We start from the raw sequence: 18436 nt of genomic DNA, 5'->3' as shown, positions 1-18436 counted from the left end.
CTTTATTTTACCATGAGGAAAATGGGAAAACACTGTTTGAAAACCATGACGAGGAAAACGGCAGTCGTGATATAATAACTTCATAAATGGCCAGGAGGTTTTAAGGATGAAAAAGAAACAGCCGCGAAATCAAAACCAAAGCAAAAACCAAGATAAAGATTCATCTTCATTGAAACTTGGTGATATGATCAATCAAGATATCATGTCCCAGCTTCGTCAAAAGCAAAAAGAACTTAATGAGGCTGAACAAGAGAAAAGGGCAGCGGAAGAAGAAAAAAAACGCGAAGAAAGAAAGCGGCGGGAGAAGAATAAATCATTCGAAGAACTATTGGGTGAAAGCAATCTGAACTGGAAGAACTATAAATGAAGAACAGGGAGCAGTTTAAGTTTTAGAGGGCTGGCTCCCTTTTTCTGTTCAGGAAGACCATTCCTTGCTGATATTCCTTTATTTTATAAAGTATAACGATTATATTAAAGATAAGTTCGATATGCTTTCATATCGGATGGACTACTATTAGCTGGTGATATGATGCAAAGTAAAATAGAAAAAGTACTGGAAGACCAATTATGTTTCCTGCTTTATGCAAGTTCAAGGGAAATGACGAAGAAATATAAACCGCTGCTTGATAAACTCGAAGTGACATATCCTCAATATCTGGTTCTTCTTCTATTATGGGAACAGGATACACTTACAGTAAAAAAACTAGGGGAGCTCCTTGCCCTCGACTCAGGAACGCTTACCCCCATGTTGAAACGAATGGAGCAGAATGGCTTGATTGTCCGTGAACGTTCGACTGAAGATGAACGGTCTGTCATGATTAAGTTGACGGAAAAGGGACTTGGGTTACAGGAAGAGGCCTGTTTCATTCCCGATCGCATTTCAGCTATGTCGGGTGATGATAAGAAGGTGGTTGAGGATTTAAAAGCTTCGCTGCTCCAACTATTGAAAACCTTACAGAAATTTTAGCAAAGAGACGCTTGGTAACCCCATGGATCTTAGTTTGTTGAAAAAAGGAGATTCGGAATGGTCTAATCCCAAACCATGATTCTAAAAGAAGACTTGGTTATCTTTCATGAATTTTCACGTTTCTATATGGGATGAAACCTCACTGGATTGAAGAAATTTGCGACACTCCTGCATAACTGGCTAACCGAGACCCCACAGACACTTGCTTTGATGCGGCTTGGCAGCCAGTCGGCGGAAAGGGAGCGGATTTCTGAAAACTAGCTGAAACTTTTTTAAATAAAAAACTGCAGACAAACTCGGTTTTCTTCGAGTTTGTCTGCAGTCTGAGACGCTTGGTAACCCCAAGCGTCTTTTTGTTGGAATTCAAGAAGAAGGCCGTTAATCTACATCTATTTCAAAGGCGACGTCCACATTGCCGTTGATTGCTTTTGAATAAGGACACATTTGATGTGCTTTATGAACAAGGGTTTCGAAAGTCTCCTTGTCGACCCCGGATCCCTTCACAGCCAAAGTTACAGCCAAGCTGTACTGATGCATCTCACCCATCAATAGGCTGACGCTTGCGGTGACTTTGGAATCGAAAGAAACGCGTTCAATTTTACCAACTGATTGCAAAGCACTATCAAAACATGCAGCATACCCAGCTGCAAAAAGCTGTTCCGGATTAGATGCTTCAGGCATCTGTTTAGCCCTTGGTGTTCCAGGCATCGCAATATCAACCGTGAAGTTGCCGTCAGCAGAAATTGCCGTTCCTTCTCTTCCGCCATCAACTGTTACAGATGTTGTAAATAATGTTTTTGTCATCATTTTTTCTCCCTTATTTTTAATTGTTCACAATTGAATTGTACAATATTAAATTTAGGATGTCCAATGAAAAAAGTTGAAAAACCATTTGTATGAAGTTATCGATCAAAATTGGTTTGGAAAGGGATTAGAATGATGGGAAACTTGAAAGAGGTACAGAAGCAGTAGGGCAAAAAAAACGATGGAATGGAAAAAGGCTGACTATCACGTTGGTTAAACGGAGATAGTCAGCCTTTTTCCTTTGGAAAATTTAGTTCAGTTCTATTCTTTTTAATCCCGGTGACTTTCATATTTGTTCACTTTGGTCAACTGCTTCAGGATATCCAACTCGGTTTTGGACAGTGAAGGACTGTTAGCGGCCTGGCAGTTCTCACGGAGCTGCTGTACTGAGCTTGCTCCTGGTACAACGGTAGCGACGCTTGGATGGGACAATACATATTGAAGTGCCGTTTCATTCAACTTCCTATCAGAAAGTTTGTCCTTTATTTGCGGAAGCAAATCTTTAAGTTCGTGATAGCTATAGTCAAGGTATCCATCCTCATTTGCCTTTTCAAGCATTTTTTCACTGAGCAGCCCTTTGGCAAGGGGGCCACGGGCGATCATGCTGATCTGTTTGTTGGCCAAAAGGGACATCCACTCTTCTGGGCGGCGGTCGAGTAGATTAAACTGCATCATCACGGAATCAAGCTCAGACTTTTCAGTGAATTCCTTGATTACATTCGGACGAATCGAGGAAATTCCATAATACCGGATATAGCCTTCTTTTTTCAAATCTTCAAATGCTTCTACCGTTTCTCCGATATTGTCTGAAATCGTGCCGCCATGTAACTGATAAAGATCAATATAATCAGTTCCCAATCGCTTTAAACTATCTTTTACTGCCGTTTTAATATAAGCGCCAGACGGATCCCAGCTCCAGGCATCTTTATTTTCATTCCAGCGGTTTCCGACCTTGGTGGCTATGTATACCTTATCGCGAACCGATTTTAAATTCTTTCCGACGATTTCTTCATTCATACCGAAATCATATAAGTCAGCAGTATCAAAATAATTGATTCCTTCATCTAAAGCGGCCTGTATGATTTCGGATGCCTGATTTTCAACAGTCCCCAATGACATGCATCCGAGCCCGATTTCAGAAACTAGCAAGTCAGAATTTCCTAGTCTGCGTTTTTTCATGTTATCCACTCCCTTTACGTTCATTGTAAAGGAGAAACCCATTTCACTCAAAGAATTCACTTGATTCGTTTTAAAGGAGTGGGCGGCACCTGATCGTGTATGTCGGCAATCCAATCATTGATATAGACATATTGATTTTGTAATTGTTTTAGTTTTTGAAGGATTTCCCAACTCTTTCCGGATAAAGTAACGCTTTTTTCCAATACGTAAACTTTCATTAAATCGCCCTCCATCTTTATTATGGTAAAATGTATGAGGAATCATGCTGCAATTAGAACAGAGGAGTGGTCAGGATGAAAAAATTTGAAGAAAAAACGCTGTCTTCGGAAAAAATCTTCACAGGAAAGGTAATCAGCCTGCAAGTGGATGATGTAGAGCTTCCTGATGGGAAAACGGGTAAACGTGAAATAATCAAACATCCGGGAGCGGTTGCCATCATAGCTCTCACGGCAGAAAATAAAATCATCATGGTTGAACAGTACCGTAAAGCGCTGGAGAGAAGCTTAGTGGAAATTCCTGCAGGAAAGCTGGAAAAAGGCGAAGAACCGGTTCTGTCGGCTGAACGGGAGCTGGAAGAGGAGACAGGTTATGAATGTGAAAAAATGGAGCACATCATATCCTTCTATACATCCCCAGGTTTCGCCGATGAATTGGTCCACCTGTATGTGGCCCACAATTTGAAAAAGAAAGAAAATGCGGCCCCACTGGATGAAGATGAATTTGTAGAGATGCTTGAACTCACGTTGGAGGAAGCTCAAACGTACATGGATGAAGGAAAGATCCAGGATGCCAAAACGGCATATGCAGTTCAGTATCTGCAATTGAAAAAGGCGATGACATCATAAATGAAAGAGTTTTACGCCGACCTGCATATCCATATAGGCAGAACGAGAAGCGGAAGGGCCGTGAAAATAACAGGTGCTAAAACGTTAACGTTCAGCAATGTGCTGCAAGTGGCAAGTGAAAGGAAGGGCCTTGATCTAATCGGTATAATCGATTGCCATTCACCTGAAATTATCGAAGAGATCGAAGCGGGGATTCTGGATGGTGAAATCACGGAAAAGATTGAAGGCGGACTTCAATACAAGAATACAACCATCATTCCAGGCTCGGAGATTGAAATTTATGATCAGAATTGTAATGGACCGATCCATGTCCTCGCCTATTTTCCCACTTTAAAAGCGATGAAGGAATTCTCCTCGTGGATGAGCGGACATGTTAAAAATATCACCTTGAGCTCCCAAAGGATTTATTGTGATGGACGAACGCTGCAAAAGATCGTGAAGTCACTGGGCGGCCTGTTTATCCCGGCACATGTTTTTACCCCTTTTAAAAGCTTATATGGAAAAGGGGTGCGATCCAGTCTGACAGAAGTATTCGATCCGAAGCTAATTGATGCCATCGAACTTGGTTTAAGTTCAGATACAGAAATGGTCAAGGATATCGAGGAGTTGGACTCCTATGTATTCGTAACAAATTCAGATGCGCATTCGCTTGGGAAAATCGCTCGTGAATATCAAAAAGTCCTGCTTGAAGAACCAAGTTTCAATGAGCTGGCAAAAGCCCTTAAAGAAAAAGGGAATCGTAAGGTGACCGTTAATTATGGATTGAACCCCTTATTGGGAAAGTATCATCAAACTGTATGTTCAGGGTGTTTACACCAGGTATTGAGGGATAGTGAACAATGTCCCAAGTGTGGTAATAAATCCATTATTAAAGGGGTATCGTCCAGGATCGAAGAACTCTCCAATTCCGAGATGGACGGAAGAAACGGTAGGGAAAGGCCGCGATATATCCATCAAGTACCACTCGATTTCATCCCAGGACTCGGACCTAAATCCATGGAAAAACTGCTGGTGGCATTTGGAACAGAGATGAATATCCTTCATGAAGTTACGCTTGAACAGCTTATGGAAATCGTTCCTGAAAAATTGGCGGGCTACATTGATTCTGCCAGAAAAGGGACGCTTTCTTTTGAAGTGGGGGGCGGAGGAAAGTACGGAAAGGTCAAAAAGGAATTAACCTGAAAAAAAGTCCTGACAGATGAGATCTGTCAGGACTTTTTTAGTTTGTTGTTTTTGCATAAATGGAGGTGTCCCGCACTTCCTTGCCGTCTGCACTAAGGCAGTCATTACGCAAAATTCCTTCAAGGGTATACCCTAGCTTCTCAGGAATCCGTTTGCTGGCAATATTATTAGGGTCACAGCGGATTTCGACTCGTTTTGCGCCATAATGGTAAAAGGCGAATTTAGTTAACTTTTCCACTGCCTCCGTTATGTAGCCTAGTTTACTGTATCTCGTATCAATCCAATAGCCAATTTCGAATCTAGGGATATCCCAGTTAATTCGGTGCAAACCAGTGGAGCCGATGAATTGATCGTCTTCTTTCCTATAAATATGGAGTCTGATATCCTCTTTTAAAATAAAGTCCGCAAAAGACTTAAGGACGTTCTGTTCAGAAGTGTCCAAAGAAACATCTTGATGGGCAAACGGCAGCCACTGTTTCAATTCAGGTTTAGAATGGACAATGGCTTCGTAAAGGTCCAGGCCATCACCAGGCTGACAAGGTCTTAGATATAATCGCGGGGTTTCAATTTTTTCGGGAAAGTCCATTAATATAGCTTTCATATCCTGCCTCCATATATATATATATGTGGAAAATTATAACATAAAACAGGTTCAAGATGTTCGGCTGTTGGAGAAAGTTTTCTTAGCATAAATGAGAGAGTGAAAACATAGATTCTAGTAAGCGGAGTTGGGAGGATGAAAGATGAAAAAAAAATCTGTCGTACAAAATGCCGTAATGAAACACATTAACGAACATTCCTCATTATATGTCTTTATCACTGTGCTTTTTTTGATGGGTGTCATTTTTGGGGCAATATTGGTGAATAGTTTGAGCTTTACCCAAAAGGAAGACTTGTTCTATTATTTATCGCAATTTTTCGGACAAGTATCCAAAGGTGAATTTGCATCTTCGCATGATATGTTCAGCCAAAGTATTATGCATAATATAAAATATATCGGGGTCATCTGGATTCTCGGAATATCGGTCATCGGTTTGCCTGTCATCCTGGTTTTGTTATTTATAAAAGGGATGGTTGTTGGGTTCACAGTCGGCTTTTTAGTCAATCAAATGGGATGGAGCGGGTTCTTATTATCGTTTGTCGCCATTCTGCCCCAAAATATATTCATCGTCCCGATATTCATCGTGATAACCGTCCTTGCCGTCTCACTATCCATGAAAATGATCAGCCGGATTTTCCTTAAGCAGGTTCGTGAACCGCTGAAGCCGATAATTTCACGGTATATTTTCTCATTGGTTTTGTCGGGGTTATTTTTGATTACTGCTGCTGCATTTGAAGCGTACCTATCCCCTTCTTTAATGAAAAATGTCGTAAGTTTATTGGGTCATTGATGGAAATTTACCGCTCCCGCAAATTTTTTTATCATTAATAAGAAATCTATTTTGACAGTTTTCCCTCTTTTGATATAATGGATAGGATAGCGGCGCGGGAGGGAATATTAGGTATGGAAATAGAAAACAGAATTGATAGGATAAAAAAGCAGTTACACTCGTCCAGCTACAAATTAACGCCTCAGCGAGAAGCGACCGTCCGCGTTTTACTTGAGCATGAAGAGGATCATTTAAGCGCAGAAGACGTTTACCTCCTTGTCAAAGAAAAGTCGCCGGAAATTGGATTGGCAACAGTTTACCGTACGCTAGAGTTGCTGACTGAATTGAAGATAGTAGATAAAATTAACTTTGGAGACGGGGTTTCCCGTTATGATTTAAGACAAGAAGGAGCTGCGCATTTCCATCATCATCTTGTTTGTGTGGAATGTGGTGCGGTAGATGAGATCCAGGAAGACCTACTTGAAGACGTAGAAGACATTGTGGAACGCGACTGGAACTTCAAGATAAAAGACCATAGATTAACCTTTCATGGCATTTGTCATCGATGTCATGACAAAGAAGAAAATTAAGGTGAATGAAGTCGGACCTTTTCCATTTAATGGAGAAGGTTTTCTGCATTTTAAAAACCTATTTTCTCAAGTAAAAGCTGTTTTTGTTTTCTCCTTTCCGAAACACGTATAAAACTTGTCCTGTTGGGCATAGATTGATACAAAGGATCTAATGGGAGGGGAAAGTTGATGAAAACATCATTATCGCTTGTTTTGCACACGGCTAAAGTGATGGTTCTCTTTGTTAGCTTCACTGTTCTTTTTTATATAGGAATGGTATGGTTAAATCAGGAATATCAAAGTTATCATCGTTATGATGAACCGAAAGGCATGGCTGTAAAAGTATCGAAGGCTGTTGATACGGGTGATGATGCATGGCTTGAACGCTTAATGTTGTTTTATTTAAACGGGGAGTAATGAATATGGAGAATCAAATTAGGGATTTCATTCATTTTTTAACCATTGAAAAAGGACTTGCCAAGAATACGCTCGTCTCGTATGAGCGTGACTTAAGATCGTATTGGAGCTATATGAAAGATGTTGAAACCATTGAAGATTGGAATGATTCACGGCGGGTGAACATCCTGCATTTTCTCGTGCATTTGAAGGATCAAGGGAAATCATCGAAGACGGTGGCGCGTCATATAGCCTCCATTCGGTCTTTTCATCAATTTCTTCTAAGGGAAAAAGTAACCGATCAGGATCCGTCCATACATATAGAAACGCCAAAACCGGAACGAAGCCTTCCAAAGGTATTAAGCATGGAAGAGGTTGAAGCACTATTGGAAGCCCCGAAGAAAATGGATGAATTCGGTTTACGCGATAAGGCGATGCTAGAACTGATGTATGCGACGGGTATGCGTGTCAGTGAGTTGATATCCATGGATGTGAGTGATGTCCATGCATCGATGGGTTTTGTCCGTTGTGTAGGGAAAGGAAATAAAGAAAGGATCATTCCGATTGGACAAACTGCATTGGGTGCGATTGAACATTATATGGAAAGTTCCCGGGGGAAAATGGCCAGCCCCAAGCACAGGACGGATTCACTTTTTTTAAATCATCATGGAAACAGGCTGACAAGGCAGGGATTTTGGAAGATTCTAAAAAAACTTGTAAAATCGGCACAAATTGAAAAAGAAATTACACCGCATACACTAAGACATTCTTTCGCGACACATCTATTGATGAATGGGGCTGATTTACGTGCCGTCCAAGAAATGCTTGGTCATGCGGATATTTCGACAACTCAAATTTATACACATATTACGAACGTGCGGATCAAGGACGTATATTCAAAATTCCATCCGCGAGCTTAAAAGAATAGTAGAATGATAGAAAGGTTGTGAATTTAACTGCGAGGCAGTTGAAGGAGCAGCCTTTTTTCTTTGTGGACTTGACTGCTATAAGGGGTGCTGATGATTCTAACGCACATCTTATGGCACTTTGTTTCATTCCGAAATATATTATTTGTCTCCATCATGGTAATCGTTTACAATGTAGAGAGGTCAGACTTCTGACGTTCTCGCGATTTCATTTAAATGAAGAGTAACTGAGCAGAATAAGGGTATTATAGGGAGTATAAAAAGTGATTTACTATTTTAGGAGGAATGACTCATGAAAGGGAATTCAGCATTTAAACGAATATTTGTAATAGTTATGGATTCAGTTGGGATTGGCGAAGCACCTGATGCAGATTTATTCGGCGATAAAGGGGCGGATACACTCGGCCATATCGCAGAAAAAATGAATGGATTGAACATGCCGACTCTCGCAAAATTGGGTTTAGGCAATATCCGTGAAATCAAGGGGATTGATAAAGCTCAGAAACCTCTCGCATACTATACGAAAATGAAGGAAGCCTCTACAGGAAAAGATACGATGACTGGACATTGGGAAATCATGGGATTGAATATATCGACTCCATTCCGTGTATTTCCAGATGGTTTCCCGGAATTATTAGTCAATGAACTCGAGGCGAAGATGGGTCGGGGAATTATTGGGAACGTCCCTGCAAGCGGCACGGAAATCATTGAAAGGCTTGGCGAGGAACATATGAAAACGGGTGCGCTGATCGTATATACATCAGCTGATTCCGTATTACAGATTGCTGCACATGAAGATATTGTCCCGATAGAAGAATTATACAAGATTTGTGAGATTGCCCGTGAAGTGACAATGGCTGATGAGTTCAAGGTTGGACGCGTGATTGCCAGACCTTTCACAGGTGAACCAGGTAACTTCAAAAGAACGCCTAACCGTCATGATTATGCATTGAAGCCTTTTAACCGGACAGTGATGGATGAATTGAAAGATTCTGGATATGATGTTCTCGCAATCGGGAAGATCTCGGATATCTTTGATGGGGAAGGCGTCACTGAATCATTAAGGACCGTATCCAATATGGATGGAATGGATAAATTAATCCAAACGGTAGAACAGGATTTCAAAGGGTTAAGTTTCCTTAATCTAGTCGATTTCGATGCTTTATACGGTCACCGCCGCGATCCAGAGGGATACGGAAAGGCATTGGAAGAATTCGATGCCCGGATGCCGGAAGTCCTTGATAAACTGAAAGAGGATGATTTATTGATCATCACTGCCGATCACGGGAATGATCCGGTCCATGAAGGAACCGATCACACACGTGAATATGTACCATTATTAGTCTATTCCAAACGATTTACAGAAGGTGCCGAACTCCCGATAAGAGATACATTTGCTGATATTGGGGCGACGGTCGCTGCTAATTTTGATGTGAAAATGCCTGCCTTCGGAAAAAATATATTGGGCGATCTAAATTTAGGGGAGATTAAATAGATGTTTAATAAAATAGAGACTGCTGCGTCATTTATAAAAAGTAAAATTGAAGGCTCTCCGGAGATAGGACTGATTCTTGGTTCCGGACTTGGAGTATTGGCGGATGAAATTGAAAATCCCATAACGATTCCATACCACGAAATCCCGGAATTCCCGGTATCGACTGTTGAAGGACACGCTGGACAGCTTGTCATTGGACATTTAAGTGGCAAAAAAGTTGTAGCCATGCAAGGACGTTTCCACTTTTATGAGGGCTACTCCATGGAGAAGGTCACTTTTCCTGTACGTGTAATGAAACTTCTGGGTGTTGAGCAGTTAATCGTAACGAATGCTGCCGGAAGCGTTAATGAAAGCTATGAACCAGGTGACTTGATGCTCATTACGGATCATATTAATTTAATGGGGGCAAACCCATTGATTGGTCCTAATGAAGAGCGTTTCGGCCCTAGATTCCCTGATATGTCGGAGGCTTATAATAAAGACCTTCGGACGCAAGCAAAAAAAATAGCAGCTTCACTAGGATTGGATATTAAAGAAGGTGTCTATATCGGAAATACAGGACCAACCTATGAGACACCTGCAGAAGTGAAAATGGCAAGGATCCTTGGGGGGGATGCAGTTGGTATGTCGACAGTTCCGGAAGTTATCGTAGCTAGGCATAGCGGTATGAAGGTGCTCGGAATTTCATGCCTTACCAATATGGCCGCAGGCATTCTGGATCAGCCTTTGTCGCATGAAGAGGTAATTGAAACGACTGAAAAAGTGAAAAGCAGTTTTCTTGAATTTGTTAAGCATATCGTTAAAGACATATAAAACGAACCAAAAAAATACAAGTACACCTAAAGAGAAGCGGTGTCTTTGAAAAAGTGGGGATTCTAATATGAGAATGGTAGATTTAATCGAGAAAAAGCGTGATGGAAAGTCTCTTACTACAGAAGAAATACAGTTCATCATCAAAGGGTTTACCGATGGATCGATTCCGGATTACCAAATGAGCGCTTGGTCAATGGCTGTTTATTTCAAAGGCATGAATGAGCAGGAACGTGCTGATCTAACCATGGCAATGGTCGAATCAGGAGATCAAATTGATTTATCGATGATTGAAGGAATTAAGGTCGATAAACATTCAACAGGCGGTGTTGGCGATACCACGACTCTAGTGCTTGGACCATTGGTTGCTGCTGTAGGTGTTCCAGTGGCAAAGATGTCAGGACGCGGGCTTGGCCATACAGGCGGAACGATCGATAAGTTGGAGTCTGTAAAAGGATTTCATGTCGAAATAGAAAATGACGAGTTCATTCGACTTGTTAATAAAAATAAGATAGCTGTAATTGGTCAAAGTGGTAACCTGACACCAGCCGACAAAAAGTTATATGCATTGCGCGATGTTACGGCTACCGTTAACAGTATCGGTTTGATTGCTGGCTCGATCATGAGTAAGAAAATCGCCGCTGGTGCTGATGCAATCGTACTTGATGTTAAAACGGGAGCGGGCGCTTTCATGAAAACTCTCGAAGATTCCGAAGAGTTGGCGCATGCAATGGTTAGCATTGGAAACAATGTGGGGCGAAACACGATGGCTGTCATTTCCGATATGAGCCAACCGTTGGGTTACGCAATCGGAAATGCTTTAGAAGTGAAGGAAGCCATCGATACGCTTAAAGGAGAGGGACCGGAAGATTTAACGGAACTTTCTTTAACACTAGGAAGCCATATGGTATACCTTGCCAAAAAGGCAAGCTCGCTGGAAGAAGCAAGAACCTTGCTGGAAAATGCGATTAAGGATGGTTCTGCACTTAACTCATTCAAGGTTTTCCTAGAAGCGCAGGGAGGCGATGGTTCGGTTGTAGATCAGCCGGAAAAGCTACCGCAGGCTGCTCATACTTTCGAGCTGGAAGCGAAAGAGGATGGATATGTATCGGAAATCATTGCTGATGAAGTAGGAACGGCAGCCATGCTGTTAGGTGCCGGGCGGGCGACAAAAGAATCAGAGATTGATTTGGCAGTCGGACTGGTACTTCGTAAAAAAATCGGGGAAACCGTGGCAAAAGGTGAATCCCTTGTGACGATTTACAGTAATTTTGAAGATGTTTCAAAGGTAAAAGAAAAATTGTATGATAGCATTGCGATTTCAAAAGAGAAAATAGAAAAACCTACATTGATCTATAAAGAAATCATGGAATAAACATTTTCCAAAAAAGGCCGCGCTTTTGAGCGGCCTTTTTTACGTTTATCCCATTGAATTTTAAAAGAGGATGCCCATGCGCATCCTCTTTTAATTTGGTTCACTTTGTTACCCTATATCCAGTATATGTTCAAAATTCATCTTTATTTGTATAAAAATGGGTTTAATGGAAAAAATAAAATCTATACAGATTGGAGGGTATGGAGATGAAGCGGATTCTTTCTCTATTTTTAACCGTTTTGGTAGCAATGGGTTTTAGCATCCCGCATACAAAAGCAGCTGAAGAAAAAGGAGTCGAATTGGCGGCAAATGCTAAATCAGCTATTTTGATTGAACGGGATACAGGTACTGTTCTCTATGATAAAAATGCAGACGTTCGTCTTTCACCGGCAAGCATGACGAAAATCATGACGATGCTGCTGATCATGGAAGCAATTGATAAAGGCGAACTTAGCATGAAGGAGAAAATCAGGACTAGTGAGTATGCAGCTTCGATGGGCGGTTCCCAGATCTTTCTTGAGCCAGGTGAAGAAATGACCACAGAACAAATGCTCAAGGGCATCTCGATTGGTTCGGCGAATGATGCATCGGTGGCGATGGCTGAACGTCTAGAAGGTTCGGAAGAAGAGTTTGTTAGGAAAATGAACAAAAAGGCGAAAGACCTCGGGTTGAAAAATACAAAGTTCCAAAACGCAACAGGCCTTCCTGTTAAAGATCATTACAGTTCGGCACATGATATGTCGATCATGGCGAAGGAATTATTGAAATACGATACGATTACGAGGTTCACGGGTACATATGAAGATTATCTCCGTGAAAATACCGAAAAGAAATTCTGGCTGGTCAACACGAACAGATTAGTGAAATTCTACCCTGGGGTCGATGGACTGAAGACAGGATTCACAAATGAAGCGAAGTATTGTTTGACAGCGACTGCCAAAAAAGGGAATATGCGTGTCATTGCCGTCGTTTTCGGAGCCGTTTCTCCAAAGGAACGAAACGCTCAGGTTACCAAGATGCTGGATTATGCATTTTCACAATACATCACATACCCGATTTATAAGCGCGGCGAGGTGTTAGGTGAAGCCAAGGTAAGTAAAGGAAACAAGAAATCCGTGGTGGGAGTCACAAGTGAACCTATTTCAGTTTTGACAGCCAAAAACGGAACGGCAAAGGACTTTACAAAAAAAATCACGCTTGATAAAGATTTGGATGCCCCGATTAAAAAAGGTGATGAAATTGGTACGCTTGAATTGAAGAAAAACGGTAAGGTGTATGTCGAATCTCCGATTGTTGCGAAGGAAACTGTTGAAAATGCCAGCTGGTGGCAATTGTATAAACGGGCTTTCGGCATGTTTACCCAAGCGAAATAGAATAAATTGTCGCATTGCCTGTTAATCGTACTAATTTAGGCGAAACTCCACTAGTTTTGCTAGTAAGGAGGAATCGGCAGGTGAAAAAGAGAATTTGACTCTTTATAAGACAGTGAAGGAGGCTGTATATAATGAGTCTTACAGTTAATATGGAGGCGAAAAATCGCGTATTGTGCATTCGCCTCAAAGGTGATTTAGATCATCATACAGCAGAAAAATTGAAAAACCAGGCAGAGGCAGCCATTCAAAAGCATAATATCAAGCATATCATCCTTAACATGGAAGAATTGGATTTTATGGACAGTTCAGGGCTCGGAGTTATTTTAGGGCGCTATAAACAGGTAAACAAAAAGCAAGGTGAAATGGTGGTCTGTGCAATTTCTCCAGCAGTAAAGCGGTTATTTGAGATGTCAGGGTTGTTTAAAATTGTTAAAATGGAACTATCCGAAAAAAACGCTTTGCAAAGACTGGGGGTTGCCTAAGATGAAAAATAAAATGGAAACGAAATTTTCTGCACTTAGCCAAAATGAATCTTTTGCCAGGGTAACTGTTGCGGCTTTCATTGCCCAATTGGACCCGACGATGGATGAATTGACAGAGATCAAGACTGTCGTGTCAGAAGCCGTTACGAATTCGATTATCCATGGGTATGAGAGTGACCCGGAAGGTTGGGTCTACATTTCAGTGGTCATCGAAGGCGATACTGTGGAATTGACCATCCGGGATGAAGGACTGGGCATTGAGGACGTCGAGGAGGCTAAACAGCCGTTATTTACGACAAAACCCGAACTTGAACGTTCCGGTATGGGATTCACCATCATGGAAAACTTCATGGATGAAATCAATATAATTTCCCATAAGGGCGAAGGCACGATCATTCGATTAAAAAAGCACTTAACTACAAGCAGAGCTTTGTGCAATTAAGGGAGACTTGCATATGGATGTGGAGGTTAAAAACGAGAAGAGCAAGAAAGGCCAGCCCCATTTAAAAGATGAGGAATTGCGGAATTTAATCCAACGCAGCCAGAGCGGTGACCAAGATGCGAGGAATCTGATTGTCAATAGCAATCTGAGGCTTGTATGGTCAGTAGTGCAAAGATTCCTCAATCGAGGTTACGAACCGGATGACCTTTATCAAATAGGCTGTATTGGTCTGTTGAAGTCCGTGGATAAATTTGACTTATCGTTTGAAGTGAAATTCTCAACGTATGCTGTGCCTATGATCATTGGTGAAATCCAACGTTTTATCCGTGATGACGGAACGGTTAAGGTAAGCCGGTCATTAAAGGAAATGGCGAATAAAATTCGCAGGGCCAAAGAGGAACTTTCAAAGACGTATGGCCGTGTTCCGACTGTCAATGAATTGGCGGAACATCTAGAGCTGTCGCCAGAGGAAATCATTATGGCCCAAGAAGCTAGCAGGAGCCCTTCATCCATTCATGAAACGGTTTACGAAAATGATGGAGATCCGATTACTCTTCTTGACCAGATTGCCGACCATAATGAAACATCCTGGTTCGATCAAATCGCTTTGAAAGAAGCCATACATGAATTGAATGAACGTGAAAGGCTGATTGTTTTCCTGAGGTATTATAAAGATCAGACGCAATCGGAAGTGGCGGCAAGGCTTGGTATTTCCCAAGTTCAGGTGTCTAGGCTGGAAAAGAAGATTCTTCAGCAAATGAAAAACCACATGAATCAGTGATTCATGTGGTTTTTTTATTGAGCTGAAAATAAATATTGATTTTAGGAAAAAGTAAAAGTGATTCTTATCAGGTAGGATGAAAATATGAATGGGGTCGAATTTTTAGTTGAATTTAGGAATAAAAACGAATATTATAGTAAAGGTCGCGTTTTTCATTCGTTTTTTATCTTTCTTTCAATGAATAATGATCAGGAAAACGACGATGCAGTACAATATTAGGACACCTTGTTTTTTCGTGCAAACGGTTGTCGGTGTTTCCTTTAGATCTGGAGGTCTAAAATATGTTTATGGAAAAGTTTTTTTCCCTGAAAGAAAATGGGACGGATGTCCGTACAGAAGTCATGGCGGGTGTTACGACATTTTTAACTATGGTTTATATCCTTATTGTGAATCCGGCTTTATTGTCTTCAATCGGAATTCCATTTGAACAAGTTTTCATGGCAACGGTCATATCAGCGGTGATTGGTACCCTTATCATGGGGCTCGTTGCAAAATACCCGATTGCGATAGCACCAGGGATGGGTTTGAATGCTTACTTTGCCAGCGTGGTGGGGGCACAGGGCCTTTCATACCAGACCGTATTCGGTACGGTTTTCATTGCTGGTTTACTATTTCTATTAATTAGCGTGACAAGCTTGCGTAAAATGATAATTGATGCGATTCCTAACTCATTAAAATATGGCATCACATCCGGAATTGGTTTATTCATTGCGTTTATCGGATTGAAAAATGCTGGAATCGTAGTGCCTAATGAATCAACGATGGTGACACTTGGCGATTTGCATCAGCCTGGAACCGTTTTAGCGTTAGCAGGTTTATTTATTACCTTGATTTTTATGGCCCGTAATATTAAAGGGGCAATTTTCATTGGTATGATCATTACGGCAATTATTGGCTACTTTATCGGTTTGCTCAACTTCGATGGGGTCTTATCTGTACCTCCAACACCGGTATTTTTCGATATCGATATTGCCGGTGTCTTCACGAATTCTTTATATTCAATTGTTTTCGCCTTTTTACTTGTGACGATCTTTGATACGACAGGAACCTTGATTGGCGTGACGGAACAGGCAGGACTAACGAAGGATGGGAAAATCCCTCGTGCCAAGAAAGCCTTTTTAGGTGATGCGATTGCGACGACAGTCGGCTCGATGTTTGGAACAAGCCCTTCGACTGCCTATGTGGAATCGAGCACGGGGGTGGCCGCAGGCGGACGTACGGGATTAACCGCAACTGTCGTGGCAACCTTGTTTGCTGTATCGATTTTCTTTTCGCCATTGATATCGGCAATTTCTTCAGTTCAAGCAATCACAGCTCCCGTTTTGATCATCGTGGGATGTTTCATGATGGAAGGGCTGGCTAAAGTCAATTGGAAAATTTTCGATGAGGCATTTCCGGCATTTGCGATCATTTTAACGATGCCGCTTACTTCAAGTATATCTACAGGGATTGCAATCGGGTTCATTACATATCCCCTTATGAAGGTATTCAGTGGAAAAGGAAAATCGGTACATCCGCTCATTTATATTTTTGGATTGATATTTTTGGTTCAGCTGGTCTTCTTCCCCACTCATTAAAGTATGAATCTAAATCAAAAAGACATGCTGTCATTGCAGCATGTCTCAGTTTGTAGACAAAAGGGGTTCGGAATTAAAAAATTCCGAACCCCTTTTGAAATTCCCTTTTAAATTTTGACCAAAGGTTAAGAGATTTGGGCTCTTCGAGCCACTATGTTAAGCCATTTTAGGACCCTGCCATGTCCCCGTGGCCATCTTCTTTAAATTAATGGCAGCGAAAGTAAGCATCGCTTGCATCGACAATTTTTTAAGTCCCCTTAAAGTAGTCCAACGCATACCATGCTTTTCTTTTGCATCTGCGAATACACGCTCAATCGTTTCTTTGCGTTTCGCATATATAGGTTTTACATCTTGATGGTGACGCAGATGATCTGCTTCTTCCACATATGCTTGCCAGATATGCCGTGTCACTACTTTTTGATGGTCTTTGCTTTCTGTACACCGTGATAAAAAAGAGCATGTTGCACAAATTTGTTTTGGCGATTTGTACTCGCGATAGCCCTCTTAATTTGTTGTTGAGTACTTTAAAGTTTCGCCCGAAGGGCAAAGGTAACAATCAAAGTGTTCATCATAAACATAGTCATGTTTGCGAAAGAATCCTTCTTTTGTACGAGGACGTGTATAGGGTAAAGCCGGTGTGATTTCTTTGTTAAATAGGTAGCTTGTAATCGCTGGTGTTTTATAAGCTGCATCTGCGGCAACTGCTTCTGGTTTTCCAACTTTCTCAATCACTTGCTCAACAAGTGGCTCCAAAATATGACTGTCATGTGTATTACCAGGTGTTACAATCGTTCCCAATACAAAACCGTTGCGGTCTGCGGCCGCGTGGAATGAATAGGCAAACTGTTTTGTTCGTTCATCTTTCACATAGTAGCCACTCTCAGGATCCGTAGTACTTTCTTTAATTGCTCTGGTTTCTTCCTTATCAAAATTATCTGGTGGAAAAGGTTTCTTTCCATGGTTTTCACGATCTTGATTTATTTCATCTTGAAGACGTCCTTGATATGCTCGTGTTTCTTTGCGTACGATTTTCTTTTCAAATTTGCGCTTATTCGCATTGGCTTTTACATGTGTGGAATCGACGAATACGTGTTCAGCACTTATTAACTTTCTATCAGCAGCTGATATTAAGATGCGATAGAAAATCTGTTCAAACAGGTCTGTATCTTTAAAGCGTCGCTCATAATTTTTCCCGAACGTTGAGAAATGAGGTACTTTATCATGGAAACCATAGCCTAAGAACCAACGGTAAGCCATATTTGTTTCAGCTTCTTCAATCGTTTTACGCATGGAACGAATACCGAAGGTATATTGAATGAATGTCAGTTTAACTAAAATAACTGGATCAATACTTGGGCGTCCTACCTCTGAATACATATCTTTCACCAAGTCGTAAATGAAAGTGAAGTCAATGGAAGCCTCCATTTTACGAACCAAATGGTTCGCCGGCACCAGTTGATCTAAAGTAATCATTTCAAGTTGATCTCGCTGAATAGAATTATGTTTCGAAAGCATCCTCATCACCTCAAGTTTTAATCGTTCTATTTTAAAACAAAAAAGACTGTAGGCAAAAGGAGTTCTATCTAAATTTTTAAACATAGTTGATTGGAACGGAAGGTGCGAGACTTCTGCGGGAATAGCGAGTCCAAGGGAGACCCCACAGGCGCAAGTGCGCCGAGGAGGCTCCCGGACCGCCCGCGAAAAGCGAGTGCCTGAAGTGGAAATCAACGTCCAAATTTGTACAAGCCAAAAAAAACTGTAGACATGCTGTCATTGCAGCATGTCTTTTTTTGTTTTCAATTTAGTAATATTTGGACATGGTTCACTTCCTGCATTTTCAATCTGTTTCCAATCCATACTACT

General features: G+C 41.3%; 20 protein-coding genes and 1 pseudogene. 16 read left to right on the top strand and 5 right to left on the bottom strand.

Going from position 1 to position 18436, the window contains the following annotated elements; genetic code table 11:
• The first annotated feature begins 106 nt into the window (after positions 1 to 106).
• Both Q8G36_RS07580 and Q8G36_RS07575 read left to right on the top strand, forming a co-directional pair.
• On the top strand, positions 107 to 367 hold the full coding sequence (locus Q8G36_RS07580) for a YqkE family protein (protein WP_095389715.1): 261 nt from the start codon (positions 107 to 109) through the stop codon (positions 365 to 367).
• A 162-nt stretch (positions 368 to 529) separates the two neighbouring features.
• A complete protein-coding gene (locus Q8G36_RS07575; protein WP_305162655.1) occupies positions 530 to 967 on the top strand; it encodes a MarR family winged helix-turn-helix transcriptional regulator in 438 nt (145 codons plus the stop codon).
• 378 nt (positions 968 to 1345) lie between these two features.
• On the opposite strand, the gene Q8G36_RS07570 is transcribed toward Q8G36_RS07575, so the two are convergent.
• The 3 genes from Q8G36_RS07570 to mciZ all read right to left on the bottom strand — a co-directional run bounded on the left by Q8G36_RS07570 (position 1346) and on the right by mciZ (position 3168).
• Entirely contained in the window at positions 1346 to 1771 is a 426-nt protein-coding gene (locus Q8G36_RS07570; protein ID WP_053535641.1) for an Ohr family peroxiredoxin, read from the bottom strand.
• 270 nt (positions 1772 to 2041) lie between these two features.
• Positions 2042 to 2950: an aldo/keto reductase gene (locus Q8G36_RS07565; protein ID WP_305162654.1), complete on the bottom strand. Its 909-nt coding sequence runs from the start codon at positions 2948 to 2950 to the stop codon at positions 2042 to 2044.
• A gap of 56 nt (positions 2951 to 3006) precedes the next feature.
• Positions 3007 to 3168 carry a Z-ring formation inhibitor MciZ gene (gene mciZ, locus Q8G36_RS07560; RefSeq protein ID WP_076365517.1) on the bottom strand — a complete coding sequence of 54 codons (162 nt, stop codon included), beginning with the start codon at positions 3166 to 3168 and terminating at the stop codon, positions 3007 to 3009.
• 75 nt (positions 3169 to 3243) lie between these two features.
• On the opposite strand from mciZ, the gene Q8G36_RS07555 reads away from it, so the two are divergent.
• Together Q8G36_RS07555 and Q8G36_RS07550 are read left to right on the top strand one after the other, a co-directional pair.
• Positions 3244 to 3795, top strand: a complete 552-nt coding sequence (locus Q8G36_RS07555; RefSeq protein ID WP_305162652.1) for an NUDIX hydrolase — start codon at positions 3244 to 3246, stop codon at positions 3793 to 3795.
• A complete protein-coding gene (locus Q8G36_RS07550; protein WP_305162651.1) occupies positions 3796 to 4977 on the top strand; it encodes an endonuclease Q family protein in 1182 nt (393 codons plus the stop codon).
• Positions 4978 to 5014: 37 nt separating this feature from the next.
• Here Q8G36_RS07550 and Q8G36_RS07545 read toward each other — a convergent pair whose 3' ends face one another.
• The gene (locus tag Q8G36_RS07545; protein ID WP_305162650.1) at positions 5015 to 5578 is read right to left on the bottom strand and encodes a GNAT family N-acetyltransferase; all 564 of its coding nucleotides are present in this window, start codon (positions 5576 to 5578) and stop codon (positions 5015 to 5017) included.
• A gap of 142 nt (positions 5579 to 5720) precedes the next feature.
• Between Q8G36_RS07545 and spoIIM the strand changes: the two genes are divergently transcribed.
• The 12 genes from spoIIM to Q8G36_RS07485 all read left to right on the top strand — a co-directional run bounded on the left by spoIIM (position 5721) and on the right by Q8G36_RS07485 (position 16573).
• Positions 5721 to 6368, top strand: a complete 648-nt coding sequence (gene spoIIM, locus Q8G36_RS07540; RefSeq protein ID WP_034308157.1) for a stage II sporulation protein M — start codon at positions 5721 to 5723, stop codon at positions 6366 to 6368.
• Positions 6369 to 6487: 119 nt separating this feature from the next.
• Positions 6488 to 6937 (top strand): Fur family transcriptional regulator, encoded by a 450-nt coding sequence (locus Q8G36_RS07535; protein WP_034311309.1) that lies wholly within the window; start codon positions 6488 to 6490, stop codon positions 6935 to 6937.
• A 168-nt stretch (positions 6938 to 7105) separates the two neighbouring features.
• Positions 7106 to 7333 carry a YqzK family protein gene (locus Q8G36_RS07530; protein ID WP_057914302.1) on the top strand — a complete coding sequence of 76 codons (228 nt, stop codon included), beginning with the start codon at positions 7106 to 7108 and terminating at the stop codon, positions 7331 to 7333.
• Between the two features lie 5 nt (positions 7334 to 7338).
• A complete protein-coding gene (gene xerD, locus Q8G36_RS07525) occupies positions 7339 to 8232 on the top strand; it encodes a site-specific tyrosine recombinase XerD (protein ID WP_305162649.1) in 894 nt (297 codons plus the stop codon).
• A 298-nt stretch (positions 8233 to 8530) separates the two neighbouring features.
• A complete protein-coding gene (gene deoB, locus Q8G36_RS07520; protein ID WP_305162648.1) occupies positions 8531 to 9733 on the top strand; it encodes a phosphopentomutase in 1203 nt (400 codons plus the stop codon).
• Entirely contained in the window at positions 9734 to 10546 is an 813-nt protein-coding gene (locus Q8G36_RS07515) for a purine-nucleoside phosphorylase (protein WP_305162647.1), read from the top strand.
• Positions 10547 to 10613: 67 nt separating this feature from the next.
• Complete coding sequence (locus tag Q8G36_RS07510; protein WP_305162646.1) at positions 10614 to 11918, top strand: pyrimidine-nucleoside phosphorylase; 1305 nt, start codon at positions 10614 to 10616, stop codon at positions 11916 to 11918.
• A 206-nt stretch (positions 11919 to 12124) separates the two neighbouring features.
• Entirely contained in the window at positions 12125 to 13291 is a 1167-nt protein-coding gene (locus Q8G36_RS07505; protein ID WP_305162645.1) for a D-alanyl-D-alanine carboxypeptidase family protein, read from the top strand.
• A 131-nt stretch (positions 13292 to 13422) separates the two neighbouring features.
• The gene (gene spoIIAA, locus Q8G36_RS07500; protein WP_305162644.1) at positions 13423 to 13773 is read left to right on the top strand and encodes an anti-sigma F factor antagonist; all 351 of its coding nucleotides are present in this window, start codon (positions 13423 to 13425) and stop codon (positions 13771 to 13773) included.
• Between the two features lies 1 nt (position 13774).
• Positions 13775 to 14215 (top strand): anti-sigma F factor, encoded by a 441-nt coding sequence (gene spoIIAB, locus Q8G36_RS07495; protein WP_034308139.1) that lies wholly within the window; start codon positions 13775 to 13777, stop codon positions 14213 to 14215.
• 13 nt (positions 14216 to 14228) lie between these two features.
• A complete protein-coding gene (gene sigF, locus Q8G36_RS07490) occupies positions 14229 to 14996 on the top strand; it encodes an RNA polymerase sporulation sigma factor SigF (protein WP_034308137.1) in 768 nt (255 codons plus the stop codon).
• Positions 14997 to 15283: 287 nt separating this feature from the next.
• Positions 15284 to 16573, top strand: coding sequence for an NCS2 family permease (locus tag Q8G36_RS07485; RefSeq protein ID WP_305162673.1), 1290 nt, complete (start codon positions 15284 to 15286; stop codon positions 16571 to 16573).
• Between the two features lie 156 nt (positions 16574 to 16729).
• On the opposite strand, the pseudogene Q8G36_RS07480 reads toward Q8G36_RS07485, so the two are convergent.
• Positions 16730 to 18088, bottom strand: a pseudogene (locus tag Q8G36_RS07480) (IS1182 family transposase).
• Positions 18089 to 18436: the final 348 nt, after the last annotated feature.

Source organism: Peribacillus frigoritolerans, from assembly GCF_030676415.1.
Classification (GTDB): domain Bacteria; phylum Bacillota; class Bacilli; order Bacillales; family DSM-1321; genus Peribacillus; species Peribacillus frigoritolerans_A.
This window is presented reverse-complemented; position numbering and strand designations above follow the sequence as displayed.

Coding starts and splice junctions, on each gene's coding strand:
- xerD (WP_305162649.1), top strand. CDS start 7,339: ATGGAGAATCAAATTAGGGATTTCATTCATTTTTTAACCATTGAAAAA.
- spoIIAA (WP_305162644.1), top strand. CDS start 13,423: ATGAGTCTTACAGTTAATATGGAGGCGAAAAATCGCGTATTGTGCATT.
- mciZ (WP_076365517.1), bottom strand. CDS start 3,168: ATGAAAGTTTACGTATTGGAAAAAAGCGTTACTTTATCCGGAAAGAGT.
- spoIIAB (WP_034308139.1), top strand. CDS start 13,775: ATGAAAAATAAAATGGAAACGAAATTTTCTGCACTTAGCCAAAATGAA.
- Q8G36_RS07580 (WP_095389715.1), top strand. CDS start 107: ATGAAAAAGAAACAGCCGCGAAATCAAAACCAAAGCAAAAACCAAGAT.
- Q8G36_RS07515 (WP_305162647.1), top strand. CDS start 9,734: ATGTTTAATAAAATAGAGACTGCTGCGTCATTTATAAAAAGTAAAATT.
- spoIIM (WP_034308157.1), top strand. CDS start 5,721: ATGAAAAAAAAATCTGTCGTACAAAATGCCGTAATGAAACACATTAAC.
- Q8G36_RS07485 (WP_305162673.1), top strand. CDS start 15,284: ATGGAAAAGTTTTTTTCCCTGAAAGAAAATGGGACGGATGTCCGTACA.
- sigF (WP_034308137.1), top strand. CDS start 14,229: ATGGATGTGGAGGTTAAAAACGAGAAGAGCAAGAAAGGCCAGCCCCAT.
- Q8G36_RS07550 (WP_305162651.1), top strand. CDS start 3,796: ATGAAAGAGTTTTACGCCGACCTGCATATCCATATAGGCAGAACGAGA.
- deoB (WP_305162648.1), top strand. CDS start 8,531: ATGAAAGGGAATTCAGCATTTAAACGAATATTTGTAATAGTTATGGAT.
- Q8G36_RS07570 (WP_053535641.1), bottom strand. CDS start 1,771: ATGACAAAAACATTATTTACAACATCTGTAACAGTTGATGGCGGAAGA.
- Q8G36_RS07545 (WP_305162650.1), bottom strand. CDS start 5,578: ATGAAAGCTATATTAATGGACTTTCCCGAAAAAATTGAAACCCCGCGA.
- Q8G36_RS07505 (WP_305162645.1), top strand. CDS start 12,125: ATGAAGCGGATTCTTTCTCTATTTTTAACCGTTTTGGTAGCAATGGGT.
- Q8G36_RS07530 (WP_057914302.1), top strand. CDS start 7,106: ATGAAAACATCATTATCGCTTGTTTTGCACACGGCTAAAGTGATGGTT.
- Q8G36_RS07575 (WP_305162655.1), top strand. CDS start 530: ATGCAAAGTAAAATAGAAAAAGTACTGGAAGACCAATTATGTTTCCTG.
- Q8G36_RS07555 (WP_305162652.1), top strand. CDS start 3,244: ATGAAAAAATTTGAAGAAAAAACGCTGTCTTCGGAAAAAATCTTCACA.
- Q8G36_RS07565 (WP_305162654.1), bottom strand. CDS start 2,950: ATGAAAAAACGCAGACTAGGAAATTCTGACTTGCTAGTTTCTGAAATC.
- Q8G36_RS07510 (WP_305162646.1), top strand. CDS start 10,614: ATGAGAATGGTAGATTTAATCGAGAAAAAGCGTGATGGAAAGTCTCTT.